At 37.2% G+C, this 18,159-nt stretch carries 18 protein-coding genes; 6 read left to right on the top strand and 12 right to left on the bottom strand.

Going from position 1 to position 18,159, the window contains the following annotated elements; translation table 11 throughout:
- Positions 1-44 precede the first annotated feature (44 nt).
- The 9 genes from MUB35_RS25380 to MUB35_RS25340 form a co-directional block, all read right to left on the bottom strand.
- The gene (locus MUB35_RS25380; RefSeq protein ID WP_227295519.1) at positions 45-611 is read right to left on the bottom strand and encodes a hypothetical protein; all 567 of its coding nucleotides are present in this window, start codon (positions 609-611) and stop codon (positions 45-47) included.
- A gap of 288 nt (positions 612-899) precedes the next feature.
- Positions 900-1,955 carry an SAM-dependent methyltransferase gene (locus tag MUB35_RS25375; RefSeq protein WP_117843965.1) on the bottom strand — a complete coding sequence of 352 codons (1,056 nt, stop codon included), beginning with the start codon at positions 1,953-1,955 and terminating at the stop codon, positions 900-902.
- A 1-nt stretch (position 1,956) separates the two neighbouring features.
- Entirely contained in the window at positions 1,957-2,505 is a 549-nt protein-coding gene (locus tag MUB35_RS25370) for an AbrB/MazE/SpoVT family DNA-binding domain-containing protein (protein WP_055151554.1), read from the bottom strand.
- Between the two features lie 62 nt (positions 2,506-2,567).
- On the bottom strand, positions 2,568-3,305 hold the full coding sequence (locus MUB35_RS25365) for a hypothetical protein (protein WP_054337547.1): 738 nt from the start codon (positions 3,303-3,305) through the stop codon (positions 2,568-2,570).
- A 17-nt stretch (positions 3,306-3,322) separates the two neighbouring features.
- Positions 3,323-5,452 (bottom strand): vWA domain-containing protein, encoded by a 2,130-nt coding sequence (locus MUB35_RS25360; protein WP_117843966.1) that lies wholly within the window; start codon positions 5,450-5,452, stop codon positions 3,323-3,325.
- The gene (locus tag MUB35_RS25355) at positions 5,449-5,826 is read right to left on the bottom strand and encodes a helix-turn-helix domain-containing protein (RefSeq protein WP_225084396.1); all 378 of its coding nucleotides are present in this window, start codon (positions 5,824-5,826) and stop codon (positions 5,449-5,451) included. The genes MUB35_RS25360 and MUB35_RS25355 overlap by 4 nt, the downstream gene beginning before the upstream one ends.
- Positions 5,714-7,531, bottom strand: a complete 1,818-nt coding sequence (locus MUB35_RS25350; RefSeq protein WP_015526834.1) for an AAA family ATPase — start codon at positions 7,529-7,531, stop codon at positions 5,714-5,716. The genes MUB35_RS25355 and MUB35_RS25350 overlap by 113 nt, the downstream gene beginning before the upstream one ends.
- 13 nt (positions 7,532-7,544) lie before the next feature.
- Complete coding sequence (locus tag MUB35_RS25345; protein WP_055151549.1) at positions 7,545-8,330, bottom strand: hypothetical protein; 786 nt, start codon at positions 8,328-8,330, stop codon at positions 7,545-7,547.
- A 99-nt stretch (positions 8,331-8,429) separates the two neighbouring features.
- Positions 8,430-9,068: a single-stranded DNA-binding protein gene (locus MUB35_RS25340; RefSeq protein WP_015526835.1), complete on the bottom strand. Its 639-nt coding sequence runs from the start codon at positions 9,066-9,068 to the stop codon at positions 8,430-8,432.
- A 390-nt stretch (positions 9,069-9,458) separates the two neighbouring features.
- Between MUB35_RS25340 and MUB35_RS25335 the strand changes: the two genes are divergently transcribed.
- On the top strand, positions 9,459-9,698 hold the full coding sequence (locus tag MUB35_RS25335) for a hypothetical protein (RefSeq protein ID WP_025580526.1): 240 nt from the start codon (positions 9,459-9,461) through the stop codon (positions 9,696-9,698).
- Positions 9,699-10,072: 374 nt separating this feature from the next.
- Here the strand turns inward: MUB35_RS25335 and MUB35_RS25330 are convergent, their stop codons facing one another.
- Positions 10,073-10,747, bottom strand: coding sequence for a response regulator transcription factor (locus MUB35_RS25330; protein WP_226824569.1), 675 nt, complete (start codon positions 10,745-10,747; stop codon positions 10,073-10,075).
- Positions 10,748-10,968: 221 nt separating this feature from the next.
- On the opposite strand from MUB35_RS25330, the gene MUB35_RS25325 reads away from it, so the two are divergent.
- The 5 genes from MUB35_RS25325 to MUB35_RS25305 all read left to right on the top strand — a co-directional run bounded on the left by MUB35_RS25325 (position 10,969) and on the right by MUB35_RS25305 (position 16,741).
- Positions 10,969-11,898 (top strand): ABC transporter ATP-binding protein, encoded by a 930-nt coding sequence (locus tag MUB35_RS25325; RefSeq protein ID WP_015526838.1) that lies wholly within the window; start codon positions 10,969-10,971, stop codon positions 11,896-11,898.
- Positions 11,885-12,694, top strand: a complete 810-nt coding sequence (locus MUB35_RS25320; protein WP_054337552.1) for an ABC transporter permease subunit — start codon at positions 11,885-11,887, stop codon at positions 12,692-12,694. Before MUB35_RS25325 ends, MUB35_RS25320 begins: the two co-directional genes overlap by 14 nt.
- A 280-nt stretch (positions 12,695-12,974) precedes the next feature.
- Positions 12,975-14,225: a radical SAM/SPASM domain-containing protein gene (locus tag MUB35_RS25315; protein ID WP_025580532.1), complete on the top strand. Its 1,251-nt coding sequence runs from the start codon at positions 12,975-12,977 to the stop codon at positions 14,223-14,225.
- A gap of 19 nt (positions 14,226-14,244) precedes the next feature.
- Positions 14,245-15,846 (top strand): ATP-binding cassette domain-containing protein, encoded by a 1,602-nt coding sequence (locus MUB35_RS25310; RefSeq protein ID WP_117843968.1) that lies wholly within the window; start codon positions 14,245-14,247, stop codon positions 15,844-15,846.
- A 13-nt stretch (positions 15,847-15,859) separates the two neighbouring features.
- On the top strand, positions 15,860-16,741 hold the full coding sequence (locus tag MUB35_RS25305) for a sensor histidine kinase (RefSeq protein WP_179976650.1): 882 nt from the start codon (positions 15,860-15,862) through the stop codon (positions 16,739-16,741).
- Positions 16,742-17,018: 277 nt separating this feature from the next.
- On the opposite strand, the gene MUB35_RS25300 is transcribed toward MUB35_RS25305, so the two are convergent.
- A complete protein-coding gene (locus MUB35_RS25300; protein ID WP_025580278.1) occupies positions 17,019-17,459 on the bottom strand; it encodes a hypothetical protein in 441 nt (146 codons plus the stop codon).
- A gap of 13 nt (positions 17,460-17,472) precedes the next feature.
- A complete protein-coding gene (locus MUB35_RS25295; protein WP_004223695.1) occupies positions 17,473-18,159 on the bottom strand; it encodes a hypothetical protein in 687 nt (228 codons plus the stop codon).

The following is an 18,159-nucleotide window of genomic DNA, read 5'->3' as shown; positions in this document are numbered from 1 at the left end:
GAAACCCATAAAAGTTTCCCTTCTTGACATAAAAATTTTTGAATTTAGAATCCATTGTTTATTTGTTCTGTTGCTGCAGGCATAGGAGGACTAGATTTTACATAGATTAATAGTTTCCCATGCAGATCCAAATTCTGTTTACTCCATTGCCCATTCTCATAAACCTTTTGGGTAATTGTATTGTAGATAATTGGCGTATCCTCTATACGTTCCATATCAACGACAAGGCAATCCTGAAGGGCAATATATGGATATAGAGCATCTTCAATATATGTCCTTAATTTTAATGCCTGCCTGTGCAGTAGTTCCACATCATACAGTTTTGATAAGGTATAGCTCATTTCTTTGAGCATCCCGGATGTTGTAATTGCCTGTTGGATAACAGAAATCTGCTCTTCCAGAGATACATCTGGATTTATCATAAGCTTTGATAATGTAATTTCTTTTACAAAAGCTGTTGCTGTATCACCAATTTGCTTTTTTAGGCTTTCATAAGGAATCCGATACTGTGTTTGTAAAATTTCAAGTGGAACGTATTCTCGGTTTTTCTTCAAAGTTGAAAGCAATTCACAAAGCCTGCTTCCCAATTCATATATGTTATTCAAGCACACATCACTTCCGATACGGTCTCTGGTGTATGAACCAAATGGTAAATGGTATTTTCTGTTTCGAAAACGATACTGTCATTTGATACTTCCAAAATCGTTAGGATAGGAGATGTCAGAATAGAGAAACCATTGACTCCAGAAATAATAGCACGTTCCCCAACCCGTAGCGAAGAATGAAACCATCCTGAGAGTGTCGTTATTTGTCTATTTTTCACATGGTGCTTTCGATTTGTCATAGTGTTCACACTCCTTTTGTAGCGTCATAGAAAATCTGTTTTTCATGGCTCGTTTTTATGTAACAGGGTAACTCAAACGAAAATATCCTTTCGATACAGGTATATATTCGTCTGGGTGTTCATATAAGGTGGCACGGATACGTTCCTGATAATGCGGATTCTTTTTCGCTTTTGGGTGTTCCTTTAATAAATCGTACAGGTCTTTTAAAGCCCCTCTTCCTCCAATACTCTCCATTGTCATCCGGATTAGATGATGCCAAGTCAGTGCAAGAATATCTGTATTTTGTACATAAAACACACCTTCTTGCCGGATGCTGAAGGGGATAATGAAAGAATCTGTTTTTTTCAGCAACAGAGCATATTCTGTCACAATGGGAATGAAAGGCTTTTTGTACGTCCGATTGTCAGAAACACAATTAAACTGGCCCTTTACCAGAAAGGATTCAAAATCACCCATCCGCATTAAATCATTCTGCATACTATAGAACTTACCATGGAGCCGCATATCGCCTACCAGTATGGCAAGCCTCCCACCTTTCCGAAGTGCCAGGAAAAATTTCCGGATACAGTGATTTAGTTTTTCAAGAAAATCCGAATAGTTTTCACAGCGGGATAGGTCGTCCGGGTGAGGGGTTCCCCAGATATTTCCGGAATACTGGATCATATTATGGTAGGGTGGATGGAAAAAGATGAGATCAGCGGAATCCTCTACTTCATCTTTTAGAGCATTCCAGTTACCTTTTCCATACGCAGGTGCCGGATTTAGATCATAGAGCAGGGAGCGTACCTGATAACGGTCAGCAGCCGCCTTTGAAGTCCCAGAGCCACTCATAGGATCTAAGAGGGTAAAGGTGCTGGTATCTTTTCCGTAATATCGCTTATCGTCCAGGCAATAGCGTAGAAGTGCTGCAACCACTTCGGGGGAGCAGTTACCACGCCACTGGCTGTTACCGCCTGCTCCACGTTCTGGGTATGCCATGAAAGAAGTCAGTTCCTTTCCTACACGTTTTCGCAATCCTTCCGTTCCAAGCATGTCAGCGACAGTACGCCATTGGGGACCAAATTCAGCTTCTAATAATTGTGCTGCCCGATGCAGCATTAAGTCATTCATTTTATGTCACCTTCCTTTCATAATTTTGTTGGATGTAGCGGGAAATCGCCGCCGCAGTCATTTTGGCACAGCCTAAATCCATTTCGCTGAAAGGCTGTTGGTTTTTTGCACATAGTAAAAGACCCAACGTTTCACCAAATTCGTCTTTTTTAGAAATAGGGAAAAAGACTGATATGGGATATTTTCCTGTCATAGTAGGGTATATGCGTTCCTTTTCAGAGAATAATTTCATCTTTCCCTGTTGCAGAAGCCTTTGAATACTTTCTGTTACAGGCATATTAAGTGCTGTATGATAATTCTTGGAAGCAATGATTTTGGAATCATTACATAACAGGATCCGGCAAGGGACATTACTATGTAAAATATCCAGAAAACTGTCTAACCGGATATCCATAGGGATATGGGAGTCGCATTTACGAAGACAGATGTTGCGTGTGTCAGCTTCCAGCATCAATACATCGCCTGTATGAAGCTGTAGGGCTTTTCTTACTTTGGCAGGAATAATGATCCGCCCTTGTTGGTCAATATTTAGTGTTGTGGCATAATCCATAGAAATCTCCTTTCCTTTATAAAAAGAAGCAGTCTTTTCGGCTGCTTCTTTGTTGAAATTCTTTAAGCGACATACATACCATTCAGATATTGTTCTTGTGGTTGTTCTTGCATATAGGAAGACATTTCATGCGGCTGTATATTTTGTGCCATTCGTGCGTCCTGTTGTTTTTTAAATTGTTGTTTGCCGTTTTGAATCAGGAAGGATGCAACGTAGTTTTCCCAATTTACGATATAGGAATCAGCACGTTTTAACAGCATATAAAAATCCATATCTGTCAATTGGATAAAAGCACTTTTTTCAGAGATAAAACTTTGAGCCTGCATATAAGTGCCGCCGTTATGATTCTTTTTCTTGATACCTTTTCCGTTATTAATTTGAATTCTCCATGGGCTGGTCAGTATTTCCTGCTGGTTGTTATATACGTGGCGGGAAATAAAAAACTGTTGTGCAGTAGAATAGCCATTGCCATCCGGCACACCAAATATTTTGCTTTGCGACCATTCAAATTCAGGAAAGCCAGCGGTAACTCTGGACAGCAGAAATTGAATTTGTTCGGGTGCCAGATGAAAACGGGTGATAATATTTTTATCACCGGTACCACTAGAGTAATCCTGTATGGAGATTCCAATAAGGGAGTGAACTTTATGACCATTTTCTTCAAATTCTCCTTTTGCATGAAGCTGTGCATAGCTGTTATAACTTGTGTAGCGGAGACGGTCATACAGTGCAATTAATTTTTTACTGGTCTGTACTTTGCATATCTGATCTGTAATTGAGTTTTGATAATTTTCACTCATGTATGTTTTCCTTCTTTCTATTTCAAATATTGTTTTACAAGCTGTGTCATATTTTTGGGCAAATCTTCTAATTTGGTAATATCTAAAAAACCATCCTGATAGATTCTGCGGATGTTTTCTTTGTCATCACCAATTGCTGCAGCAAAGATCACAATGCCACGTTTACGATATTCATTCTTGATACCACGAAGATCTGCTTCTGCTTCCGTACCACTGTACCCACAATCTGCGGGCTGTCCGTCAGAGATTATGATGAGGAGTTTTTGTGATTCCGGACGCTTTGCCAGGTGTTCCGCAACATAACGAAGTGCAGCTCCATCCCGGTTGCCATTACGGGCAGACATATCCATCAGCCGGTAACGGTCAGAGGCATCCAGAGAATCAAATTCAGCATAGGAATACAAAGCAACCCCCTTAGAATCTGTAGAATGCCCATAAATGGTAATAGGAATTCCCAGGCTCATACAGAAATCATACAGCACGATTGCAGTTTTCCGGGCATGGGTAATACGATCTCCCCAGCCCATAGAACCACTTTCATCAACCAAAAGTCCCACGGAAAGTTTTTGTTCTTCATCCGGAAGCCTGGTTCTGGTAAAGATACCGCCGTCCTTTCGGTGTAAAGCCCGCATATCCAGCCTTTTACCAAATAACAGGTTTTTTTGTTTCCCGCCTTCTGCCTCTTCTTTTAATAAAGGAAGAATGGAACTTTGCAGCCTTTTGGAGGTCCGCAAAAGAGGGGAAGCAACTGTTTGATAAGATTTGATAAAAAAGTCGGAAACTGGATTGATGCGGTGGATTGTTACATGGATGCCTGCATGGGCATTTCCGTAATGTATTTCATCCGCCGATTTTTGCAAGTCTTCTGTTAATTCCTGTTCATAATCATTTTGGGCTTTTTCCGTAGCAACATCATTTAGGATGCGTGCAAGATCATTCGCTGCATTTTCATAACCGGAACCGGCATACTGTGATGCGTATGTGATTCCTGGATTATTTCCATCTAATACTGCTGTAGTTTTAGCAAGTTCAATTCTTCCTCCTTCTTCCTGCAGTACCTTTTCTGCCTGGTTGATTGCATCTTGCCTGTAATTTGGATCAAGACCAGATAAGTCACAGGTTATAGGAGTTTTTGATTTTACTGTAGGACCTGGAATGTTTTTAGGGATTCCTCCGTTTTTACCAGTTGGAAGAGGAGATCCGCTACCTGATTCTTTCCGCAGCAGATCCTCCAGAGCATCGCCAACTTGGGTACTATCCTGCTTTTTTAAAGACTCTCTGGTTAACTCTACCATAGGCTGAATATAGTTCCAGCAAAGTACTAAAAGATAGTTGGAAGCACGTAAGCGTTCTTTCCCCTGTGTGGCAATTAAAGCATCGTCAATATAATCCATGCAGTCTGAAAGGGTGTCTGTGTATTCTCCAGAATAATTCGTGCGGTTATTTATATTACCAGTCCGGCAATAAGACAAAATTAAATTGCTCATAATGGAAAACGGCTGATAGCCACAGTCAATTTGTTCCTGTATAGAAGGAATCAATTCAGACATCCGCAGATTATTGATCTGTATTCCCTGCTTAAAAGTTCCGGGATATTCTTCACACATCCGGGCTTCAATGTAGATGTCCTCCAGTATATTATTATACTGTGCAGCACAGCGGGATAGCGTCAGACACGTTGCGTTATCTTTTTCTTCCATGGCATCTAAGATGTCCTGCAGATTTGCCTTGTATCCAGAAGGCAGATTGTCTGGTGCTTCTGGATAGAAGGAACCATTTTCCATATTGGTCAGATAAAGCTGTAGTGATGCAAAATCAGAGTAACGCAGATGTCCGATTTCATGTCCAGTTAGACCAGTCAGGCTTTGTGACCGCAGAAATCGGGAAGGAAAGCTTTGGGTTATCGAGTTTGCGGCGTTACAGTGAATTCTATAATTATCTGTATAAGCGATGTCTGCATTTTCAGAACTGTCCCATTCCATAAGCACCTGAAGTCCATAGCGAGAACGGCCAGTAGCCGCTTTCGCCAGAGATGTTTGGTATTTTTGGAAAGCCGATGAAAGAAAGAGTTCTTCATCAGTGATTTTTGACTCCGTATCCCGGATCATTCTTTTTAAAGCTTTTTGAGTGTTATTCAATTTTTTCACCTTTCTTTCTTTTTCATATTTTGGGTTAGGAGATCTTCCATTGTACAGCCGTAATACTGGGCTAACCGAAAGACGGCGTAAGCAGATGGAAGCGTATGCCCATTTTCATAGTTCATAATTGTTTTTTCCGGTAGATGCAGAAGTCTTGCTACGGCTTTCTGAGAGAGTTTCGTCTGCTTGGATTTTCTTAAATAAACGAGATTTTCTGCCAGAGTTTTGCGTAGTTCGGCTTCGGTATAAAAGGTGTTCCTCAATAGTGTGTTATGATGCAAGAACTGTATCCAAGCAAGAACCTTCAATTTCGATACGGCTTTCAGAATCGGCAGTGACGGAAGATAAAATGGTATAATGAGCAGCTTCCTGTATATCGCCACATACCATAAAAGACTGAACCCAGGCAATTAATTCCCGGACTCCACAGCAGCCATCTGTTATCAGGTTATCCTGACAATACTGTGCGATGGAACGTACAATCTGTGTCATGGTACGTACTGATTTTTTATCGGAACATCCGGTAATAGCAAGAACACGCTCTACCATGGTCTCTTCATCCGGTTCATCCATATCTATGACCATATTCATCCTTGAAATGACAGACTGGTTCATGGGACGACAGCCGGCATAGTCATGATTAGTTGTGACTATAATGGTAGTATCCGGATGCCGATGGATGACTTCCCCGTTTGGCAGAAATACGCTGTTACAACGGTCCAATAGGGAATTAAGTCCTACCAGTACACCAGGATTGGCAATCACCGTAGGCTCCTGTATTTCTACCAGATAGCCGTTTCGGATGGCTTCAACCAGTGGTGTATCCACATAGCGGAACTGTTGGCTGCTGGAGGTAGCAGCTTGTTTCTGCTTCATTTCCTCAGATATATGATGGATCAATTCTTCATAAACTGTATTTTCTGATACCTTTTCATCATAAGTACCCGTTAATTTTTCATAGGCAGTAGCCGGATCGAGGGTAATGTCTTGAAAAGAGGGCAGTTCCCCTACCAAAGAAAGCTGTTTTTCATCTACATCAGGTAAAATCTGTCCAAGAAGGTCAAAAATTTCTGTATTTGCCGAGCAGGTGATGCATCGGTAAGGAAGGTGAAGTCCTGCAGCAATGGCTTTGGCACCTTCGGTCTTTCCCGTTCCAGCAGGCCCACGGAGCATAAAATTCCTCATAGGCTGCTTGCTGTCAGTTGTTAATTTGGCATGTTCGCATATTCTTTGGATTTCTTTTGGGATTACATACCAATCTTCGAGAATAGGAACGGTTGATTCTTCTTGGGGAGTTAATGTCCGAGAATTGGACAGGATGTATTTATCGACAAAATCTTCTTTGGGAATTGAAACGGCGGAAGCAGTATAGTGATGTCCACCTTTTAATACCTGAAAGGTACCCTGGATAATTTCCGTTGGTGCATAAACACCTTTTTGGATATTCAGTGGTGTAAGTCTTTGGAGCACGCCATTTGCAGGAGTGTCAACTTTGATGTTCCCGATAGGAAGGGAATCACCATAACGGATCCTGCGGTACACGTTATCACAAAGAACCGCAGCCGTTTCTGCAGCTTTGGGCAGGTCAGGAAAACCGTCATCACGGTGTTGCTTTAATTCCTGATATTTTTCATTGAATTCGTCATCTGAAAGGAAAGTAGGCATTAAAGCAAAATAAAGAGCACTTCCGGAATCTTCATCTTTTTTAAACTGATATGGCTCTGGTTTACTGTCCAGATCCAAAGGTTTTTCATACTTTCCGGCTATAAATTTCCCAGTCATACGGTTGTAGACCACTACATGCAGCAACCCGGTACGGCTTGGATATTCTGCGATTGTAAAATTGTTTGCCTGGCTTCCAATGGCTCCGAGTTCTTCCTCTGCTTTTCCAGCAGGTGGATTTTCCAAATTCATATAAGAAAAAACTGCCTGCAAAGTAGCAGAATGGAGAGTAGCCCGTTTTTTAGGCTGATTACAGTATTTGGAAGCGATGTCTTTCATCACTGCACTTTTCCCGGAATAGCTGTCAAATGGAGATGGTAGCGTTCTTTCAAAAGTCCAGTTAGGGACAAAGTTTGTATTTGGCATAGTATTTCCTCCTTTATTCTTTTATCCAGGATAATTCTAGTGCCTGGTCCTTTTCTTTTGCGGTCAATTCATCTTTTTGGAAGATGGAAATGAGAATATCCCAATAGTTTCGTGGCGGGAAATAATCAAAACAATCCTTGATTTCCGCTGTATCACCATTTTGGATGTAAATTTGCCCGTTTTCATTAATATAGAGTTTATGGTGTCCTTTCGCATGGAGCTGTCCGATAAGGTTCTCCAGTTTTTTCTTGCCAATTAAGGAATACCAGGATTCCGGATCAGCAAAAGGAACATCGTCCTCATCGGTAACTGTGACAGTCTTTTTGAGGCTGGCAATGGTCAGCATTTGAAGTTCCAGATATCCGTATTGGTTCATACGTGCTTCCGCAAAGTTGTAGTCCTCCGTATGAAAGGTTCTCAGACGTATGGGATTTCCGCAAAGAAGCTGCTTCATGGATGGCGGCTTCTGGAATTCCCATGTTGCATTTGGAAATGCAGCCTGTAGTTTGTCGGTAATCTGATAGCTGATTTGTCTCCAAAGCAATTCTTCTGTTTCGGAAACTGGCTCAGATGATTTCAAAGAAGACCAAGGGCTTGTTTTGCCCTGGTTCTTGAGTAGGTTTAGAGTCAGTTTATAGATTTTAGGAAGAAGTGTGGAAAGAAATAGCAGCAGGATGCCAAGGATTCCGATACTTGCGACTGCATTACGATTTCCATTTCCTGGTATGAATATAGTTGCAATTAACAAAATTATTGTGAGCATACTTAGAACTTTAAGAAATTTCTTTTGTGTATTCACTTCATTTCCTCCATGTTTGTTTCAATAGAAAAAGGAATTGCAGCAGACCAGTAGATACTGGAAAGTCGCAATTCCTTCATTTTAGGGATCTTTGATAATTTACGGGAATGGAAGCTGCTGTGGTGGTGTATTTTCCGGAATATTGGTAAATCCATCACCAGATACATTGCCAGCCGTAAATCCCTGTGGTGCATAAGCCGATCCCCCTGCCGGAGCATAAGACATCTGTTGTGCGGCCTGTGGCATCATATTGTTATTGACTGGCATTGCGCCAGTAGGCACGGTACCGGAAGGATTCATTCCCGGGTTTCCATTATAAGTAGCACCGTTTGCTGGTACTGGTGGAACATTTGGATTTCCGACCATTGGATTCCCCGGTACAGGTGTTGCTGCATTGGTATCATTACGATTCGCAGGTAAGAACTGCCAGTCCTTTACCATAATTTGCGGCGTGATAGCTGCTTGACCTGCATTATTGCCTTTCTGGTGAATATACGGATGGAGTTCTAAATCTCCGTAGACCATGAGACACGTTGATTTTTTGACACCGGCTTTTATCAGTCGATCTGCAAGAAACTTGTTGCAGTAACACTGATAGAAGATGGGTTCTTCCTTTCCGCTTTGACCTCTCTGGTTGGTAGCAAGCCCCAGACTGATGTATTCAGTTCCGGAATTCTTTGCTTGTTGCATAACCGGATCGGCAGTTACCCTTCCTGTTACAATGATAATAGATGACATAAAAATTCTCCTTTCTGCCCTTTGGGCGATAAAATAGTGATAAATAAAAAAAGTGCCATTATAGCACCGTATAAAACGGCATTATAATGACACGATTTTCCAACTTAAACTGCATGTGTACTGGAGATAGTATCCAGACACCCTATAAAGGGATAACACAAAACTTAAATACAATATCATAGTAACACAAGATATAGCGAAGGTCAATGATAAAATACCATATATAGTATTTTGCGATTCGAAATAATAATTTTTGTGTCAAAATGCTTGGAAGTGTAGTATTTTATGAGGATAATCCCAAATAGATATAAAATTTTCATAAAACACTACTACCTTTTCAGAGTAGATAAAATGTGGTAGAATGAGGAAAAATTATTAGGAGGATGCATTATGGCAAGACGAAAAAAACTGGAAAACACATCTTTGGAAGAGCAACTGGAGTATGTGGAACAGGAGATTCGTACAAAAGAGTCCGATTTAAAGGAACTGCGTCATAAAGCAAAAGAGATTCAAAAAGAGATAGAAGAGAAGCAGAAAGATGAGCTGTTTAAGGCTTTGGTAGCATCTGGGAAAACCATTGATGAGGTTATGAGATTTATAAAGGCAACAGGAGAAGATAAAATCGAATAAAAAAAATGAAAGATGCCGTTGTGGGGGAGTGAATCTGCAACGGTGTTTTTTATGGTCAGCTGAAATACAAATGATTTTCATAGACCACAATCACCGTTACCTTGGAAAGGAATATGTAGTGGTTCGAAGTTGTGTCTTTGCATTTGTAATTCGTAGATTTAATATATACTGCGTGGAAGTTAAGCCATTGTAGTGTCTAAAACTACGGATAACTCAGATGGTGCTTGGACGTATGTGATAGTTAATGAAGTGTTTGTGCCTGAAAAAATTGTTGAGGGTATACCTAGTTGTTTGAAAGTATGAAAAAAGTGAATAGGGTAAAAAATACCGTTACAGATTAATCTTTGTAATGGTATTTTTTGCGTGAATTTATTCTAACGGTGTAATTTATAACCTATTCCCCATACAGTATCGATATAAGGGGCTTGGTTTCCTATATGCTCTAGTTTTTTTCTTAGTTTGCTTATATGGACATTGAGAGTATTATCATCTGAAATATAATCTTTTCCCCAAATAAGTTGATATAAAGATTCCTTTGTAAAAGTCTGTTTTGGATGTTTGATTAGTAGCTGTAAGAGGTTATATTCGGTAGTAGTCAGAGTAAGCTCTGTGTTATTTACAAGTACTTTGTGATCATCCACATTTATGCGAATATCTTTAAAGGAATATTCCGTTTGGGGACTTTCGCTGCAACGGCGCAAAACACTTTCTATTCGTGCGAGAACTTCTTCATGATAAAAAGGTTTAGTTATATAATCATCTGCACCGGATCGGAGAAGGTTTATACGAATCTCAGGCTGATTTTTGGCAGATATAACAATAACTGGAATAGAATTGTTGTGTTTTTTTAGGTGAAATAGTATTTTTTCACCAGGCAAATCGGGAAGCATCAAATCTAATAACATTAAATCATATTTTTTAGAGGAAAGAGCTTCAATTGCTTCTATCCCATTGTGATATGCTGAAACATTGTAAGGGTTTCTTTTTAATAATTCTGTAAGAATAAAGCAAATTTCTTTATCATCTTCTACTAATAATATATCAATCATAATAAACTCCTTTGGTAATAGGTATGGTAAAAATACTAACATGATTTGTAATTTCATACAAGTTACTGTTTTAAATAATTTGAAGGTTTCATAGGCGAGTGGGAAAATATAAAGATAAATTTATAATTTTATGGAAATTTAAGAACTGATTTAAGAGAAATGTTAGAATTAGACATTATCATTATCATTATAGGATTTAAGAAACGAGGGAAGTGATTAGAATGAAAGAACCCGAAAAAATATTGGAAGCAAAAGATATTTGTAAAGCATACGGAAAAAATATGGTACTTAATCAGGTAAATCTTACGATAAAAGCGGGCGAGATATATGGACTGGTTGGAGAAAATGGTGCAGGAAAAAGTAGCCTGATGAAAGTTATTACAGGACTAACAAAGCCGACTTCAGGTGAGATAAGTTTATTTGGTAAAAAAAATCTTGAAGATGAAAGAAATAAGATAGGATGTTTAATTGAAAATCCAGCTTTGTATATGGACATGACAGCACGCCAAAATTTGGAAATCCAGCGTACTCAACGAGGAATTCCAGGAAAAAGTAGTATTGATGAAGTTCTGGAAATAATGGATTTAAAGGACGCTGGAAATAAAAGAGTGAAGGCTTTTTCTTTAGGGATGAAACAGCGATTAGGAATTGCAATTGCATTGCTTGGTCGCCCACAGTTGCTAATTTTAGATGAACCAATAAATGGCTTAGATCCAACCAAAATTAAATATGTGCGAGAAGTCTTAAAGAATATGAATGAAGAAGATGGTACAACGATACTTATATCCAGTCATATTTTGCCAGAGTTACATCAACTTGCAACTGTATATGGATTTATACATCATGGAAAAATGTTACAACAGATTACAGATAAAGAATTAGATGAGAAATGTCGTCGTCATGTTCATATCGAAGTAGACAATGTGGAAAAGGCTAGTTGCATTTTAGATGAGAGGTATCCAGAAAGTCAAATAAAAGTTTATTTAAGAAATGTGATTAAGGTATTTGGTTATAATAAAAATATTTCTGATATAACAAAAGAATTAGTATATGGAGGAGTTGGTGTAGAAAAAATAGGATATGAAGGAGAAGACTTAGAAGAGTATTACACAAATCTATTATCGGAGGTGAAATCGAATGAGACAGCTTAAAGCAGAGTACTATAAAATGAAATATTCGCGAGCCTCGAAGTGGGTTTTAGTATTTATGGCATTTATTTTTTTTATACCGTTCGTTGTGGGAAATGATACATTGTTTATGACTTTTGGTGATTATAGAAATATAGATAGCATTGGTTGGATTTGCTACATAGACGACATGAATAATGTAAAAGCTGCAGAAATCGCAAGATTTGCATTATCAATTAATTTTTTTTCTTGGATTGGATTAATTGTCTATATTACGACAATGGTATCTGCAGAATTTCATCAAGGAACAATAAGAGCTTCTGTCGTATATGGGATAAATCGAACCAAATTATTTTTAAGTAAATTACTGGTGATAAATGTTCACTTTTTTATTCTCTATTATATTGTGGAAACTGCATTAGGCTTAGGATTAGCATGGAAGTATGGTTTTCATTATAAAGGTGAGGAATTTTTGATTTTTATCGGAATGGTTACCTTAAATATGATAGCTATGATTGGAATGGAAGCTGTGGCGGTTTTGATTACGGTTTTAGTAAAGAATACAGGAATTGTGGCAGCTTTATCATGTGTATATTTCTTTGCAGGTGCGATTACTTATCCTATGGTATATGAGAATTTTCAAAATCAATCAGTGCTTCTTAAAGCATTTTGTGTTATGAACCCGACCACTTATATGTATAATATTTGTGGATATCGGATGACAAATGGGATTGTTGTTGGAACTATTATGTATGGTATGGGTGCGTGCCTGGTGGGGATAGTTTTAATGCATTTTGCATTGAAACGTCAAGAACTTTAATTTGTGTTTCAAGTAGCTCTTACTACTTTGAAATAAATAAATATTTTACAGGAGGATATTGCAATGAAGTGGATTAACAAAGCATCAGAGGACAAAAGTACAAGAATCTGCTGGGTTTACAATGATAAAGGTTGTGGATCTAAAAAGGCTACATGTGTAATTCGTTACTAAAGATATTTGTAGTCAGTAAAGGAAAATGTGCTCAGCAATATGCTGGGCACATTTTCATTATTGCAAAGAACACTGTGAAAACAAGAGATTAAGAAAAGAGGATATAATAATGAAATTATCAAGATACAATATAGAGAAAAAAGAAGATAAAAGTTGTTTGATTTACAATACGGTCACATCTGCAATACTGGAATTAGATACTGATTATGAAAAATCATATTATGAAATGAAAGAAGGGAAAAAATGTTCAAAGCCTGATTTAGAGTCAGCATTATTAGAGGGTGGTATGCTAGTTGAAGATGATAAAGATGAATTTGCAGAATTGCTTATAAGAAATAAAATAGAAAGGTTTGCGGATTCAAATCTTACATTAACTATTGCCCCAACTATGGCATGTAATTTTTGTTGTCCCTATTGCTATGAAAAAGGGAGAGAATATATTACTATGTCTGAGACTGTTCAGGATCAATTAACATCGCAGCTCAAAGAAAAATATCAGCATATACATGAATTAACGGTATCTTGGTATGGAGGGGAGCCATTATTGGCAATTGAAACTATTGAAAAATTAACCAAAAAGATAAAGTCTGTTTTGCCACTTGGTTGCAAATATAATGCGGATATGGTCACAAATGGTTATAAATTGACTAGAAGAGTAGCTGAAAAATTAAAAGACATGGACATCCACTATATTCAAGTTACTTTAGATGGTTCAAAACAAGCCCATGATAGTAGAAGGATTCTCCATAATCATCAGCCTACCTTCGAACATATATTGGACAATATAAGAGAATGTGCGGATATTTTGAATATTTCGATAAGAATTAATGTTGACAAGACAAATATAAACGAAGCAACAGAAATATTTGATTGGCTAGAAAGATATGGTTTAAAAGGTAGAGTTGGTTATTATTTAGCACCAGTAGATGATATTAATGGAGTATGTAATAATCATATATGTATGGAACGACCACAGTACGCAAAAGAAGAGATTGCGTTTTATAAAGAAGGGATTAAGAGAGGCTTTATGTACCAAGGTGTTAAGCCGAGCAATTATGGTGTATGTGGAGCAATTAGCTTAAATTCATTTGTGATAGGTCCAGATGGAGCGTTGTATAAATGTTGGAATGATATTGGATATAGTGAACGAAGTATCGGTAATTTGGAAAAAGGAATCAAACTTACAAATAAATTTGTAGAATGGCTTTCCTATGATGTCGTAAAGGATCAAGAATGTAAAGATTGTTCATTTTTTCCAGTATGTTATGGTGGGTGTGCTGCTTATAAAAATAAGATTTGTTCTTCAGTAAAATGGAATGCAGAAGAGATGTTGGAGCTGATGAAAGAAATGGCTCAATGAAATAGCAGGGAGAATTGGAATGATAAAATTTTGCAGTAAATATGTTTTTCAATATAAAATAGAATATGGGATATATTTTTTGTTGGGTATTATACTGTGCGGGTTAAATACATTTATACCGGCTGCTATGGGACAATTTATTAATATGTTTAATGTGGAAACAACATATTCAGCAATGTTAAAATTCATATTTTTATTACTGTTATTGTATGTTGGTAAGGAAATTGTCTGCTATGTCAATAAAATACTTTATATAAGGATACAGACTAATGCAGCATTTTCATTAAATTTCGAAATTGTAAATCATTTAAAAAAAGTTTCGCCACTCGTAATTGGCAGAACTGATTTATCGTACTTATCTCAAAGGATAAACAATGATGCGAATGATGTACTTATTTTTTTCATCAGCTCCTTGACTGAATTGATATTTTCAGTTTTTTCAGCGGGTATAATCTTATTTATGATTTGGAAAATGGATTCGATTGCTTTTATAGTTACAATGTTTTTATTAGCACTTTATTTTTTTATATATATTGGCTTCAAAAAGCGTATTTATAATTGCAGTTATGGAATGAAAGAGGAGAAATCCAATTTCTTCTCCAGACTGCAGGAACAATTAGAAAAAATAGAGTTTATAAAAATACATAGTATGGGTTCATTTTTTTCAAATAGGTTAGTAGCATCATATCAAAAATTATATCGATCTATATTTAAACAACAAGCGACTATCCAGGCATTTGCAAATCTTGAAGGGATTGTAGGGGCAATATCTGTATGCATTTTACTTTGGATTGGAGGAAAAAAGATACTTACTGGAGATATGCAAATAGGATATTTCTATATGATTTCAGTATATTTTAATATGATTTTGGAATATGGAAAAGAAATAGTGGCATACGGTCAAGAATACCAAGAGGCTTATGTATCCTTTGAACGTATAAAATCTATTTTAGAAATTAAGGAGCAGTCTAAGGGGTGTATAAGACTTAATGAAATCAAACAAATTAGAATTCAGGATTTGAATTTTGCATATGACCAGAAAGAAACCATAAAAAGTTTTTCTACAAACTTAAAAAAGGGGAAAGTTTATGGATTGAAAGGAGAAAACGGATGTGGGAAAAGTACACTTATTAAAATTTTAATGGGTATGTATGTAGATGAATATCAAGGGAATATAATATGGAACGATACAGAAATGAGAAATTTAGATATGGATTATATAAGAGAACATGTAATCAGTGTAACAGAACAGGAGCCGACTTTAATAGCAGATACAATATATAATAATATTGCTTTATATCGAAAGCTTGATGTAAAATGTATACAGAGAGCCGTTGATTGCTTTGGTGATAGTATTTTGAAAAGAGATAATTGGGATTTGCAAATTAATGAAAAGTCAAGTAATATTTCCGGTGGAGAAAAGCAAAAAATTGCAATTATTCGCCAAGTAGTGCAAGACGGTCAGGTAATGATTTTTGATGAGCCTACCTCAGCTATGGATGAGAGTGGAAAAAAACAATTTTTACAGTTGATCGATCAAATTAAAAATCATAAAATAATTATTATTGTTTCACATGATAATGCAATCTTGAATACATGTGATGAGATTCTAATATTATAAGGAGATATGAAGTTTGCTAGTTGTCTTTTTAATAACAGGAGTGTTTATATTATTAGGCATATTATACATTTTTCATCTGAAGAGGGAAATTAGAAGAATTATAGAATGGATAGAACATAATGAGCATATCTACTCGGTCAATGTATTTGATAAAGATATTGAGAACCTTGCACTTAGTATCAACAAGCGAATTAAAGAAGATGAACGAAAAGAACATCAGCTAAAAAAACAGGATAAAAATTTTAAAAAGATGGTAGCAAATTTATCACACGATTTACGTACTCCATTAACTGTTATTATTGGTTACTTGCAGTTAATTAGATTAGAAAAAAATGTGAATGAACCTGTTAATAGCTATATAGAACATATTGAAAAAAAGGCGGATTATTTAAAAAAATTAGTAGACGATTTATATTTATTGTTTTGGAGTGAAGCAATAGAGAGCGAAGTTGATATGAAATCAGTCAATATTACAGAGGTAGTCACTTCTTTGTTAAAGGAATATATTCAAAATTCAAAACGTGCCTCAGAACAATTAGATATTAGACTGCCACATGGAAACATTTGGATACTTGCTCAAGAGAAAATATTAATTAGAATTTTATGTAATTTAATAGATAATGCTTTAAAGTATAGTACTGGTGATATAATGTTTTACATGTGGGGAGAATCCGAGTATTGTCATATACAAATAAGCAATCCTTCTGATTATATTAGTGATGAAGAATTAAAATCTATATTTGATTTGTTTTACACAAAAGATGAAGCAAGGACAAAAAGCAGTGGTATCGGATTGTATGCTACTAGAAAGCTAGTAATACAAATAAGTGGTGATATTCAAGTGAATTATGAAGCGGGAATTTTCACTGTCAGTATAAAGTTGCCCTTAATATGAAAAAATTGGTCACAGTAGAAAAATAAAAGATATGGTTACTGCATTTTGAAACCCTGAAAGTGAAAGCACTGTCCATTTTTTGAAGAGTCTTCTGGAATACAATAGATTATTATTCCCTGCGATTGCTGTTATGCTGTCATCCTTGAGACAGAATACGTGGTAGTTCGGAGTGGTTTTTGTCATTTCACTGGGACGGCAGAAGGAAAACTTATAAAGCATAATAGAAGTGGGTATGTGAAAGTGGCATATCCACTTCTATTGTATTTAGAGAAGAAATCTAAGAGTTCTTCGGGGAAACATCTTCATTTAGGGATAATTCCTCATACGCAAGTAAATCCGGAGTAACCTTTTCTTCACCCGAAAGGTTTGCTACATTCCGGAAATATAGGCGATAATAATGTCCAGATAAAAGGCGGATATTTTTATCGAATGTAAAGTGATATTCTTTCTGGTCAGTGGAACGGAAAATAATTTTCTGTTTCTTGGTAAGTGGGCTGACTTCACGTTTTGTACAGGTTCCAGTTAATTCGGTATAGTCATGCATCTTGATGGTATGTAGCAGACTCACAATTCGTATGGCAGTTCCAACACCGATGCAAAGACTCATAAGGAGAAATATCTGGTCGTCTGTTATAAATCCGTAAATACATCCAAATAGGACACAGAAAAAGCCGATTGCCCCATGGACAATCAGCTTATTAAGAAATGGTTTTGGCATAATTTGCTCCTTCCTATAATTTTTCAAATGCAATCTGTTTATTGAGGTACAAATTACTGATGGCTTCCAGTACAGGATAACCGGCATGGGTGAATTGGATATCCTGTGCCAGGGTACGGAATGTTGCATCCGAGGTTTCATAGAGCTGCGTCAAAAGTTGCTCTGTATTTTGTGGATGGATGCCCTGTTCTACACAGGTTACAAGCTCTGCCGTAGAAATCTGTACTTTTTTTGCTATTTGGAGTACCGTGTCCTCTATAGCAGTCCGTGCCGGCTTTTTTAGATAATGGATCAGTTCCTTTGTGTGCAGTTTTTTCTTCATGCAGAGATAGATGCAGGTAAAAAGCCGTACTGAAAAACTGTCCTGCAATGGGCTGATATAAAGTTCTCCTAAGAGGCGGTACAGGGCATCCACACCAGTTAAACCATCCCCTTTTACAACCAGTCCTCGAAGCAGCAGCCGATTCAGGTAAGGTTCAATGGGGATATTTTCCGAACGGTGATGTTTTTTCAAGCGTTCGGAAAAAGCAGACTGCAATTCATGGATCTGTCGGATTTGAAATGCGAGGCTGCTCCACAGAAAGAATTCTTCTTCTGTCAGTCCGTATTCCTGCCGGTTATTGATAACAGTCGGTGTTTTATGTTCCTTTATGGAATCCTGGAATCGTAGGATTCCGACTGCAGTATAAAGTGTCAGCAT

Source organism: Blautia sp. NSJ-175 (assembly GCF_022867815.1).
In the GTDB taxonomy this organism is placed as follows: Bacteria; Bacillota; Clostridia; order Lachnospirales; family Lachnospiraceae; genus Blautia; species Blautia celeris.
This window is presented reverse-complemented; position numbering and strand designations above follow the sequence as displayed.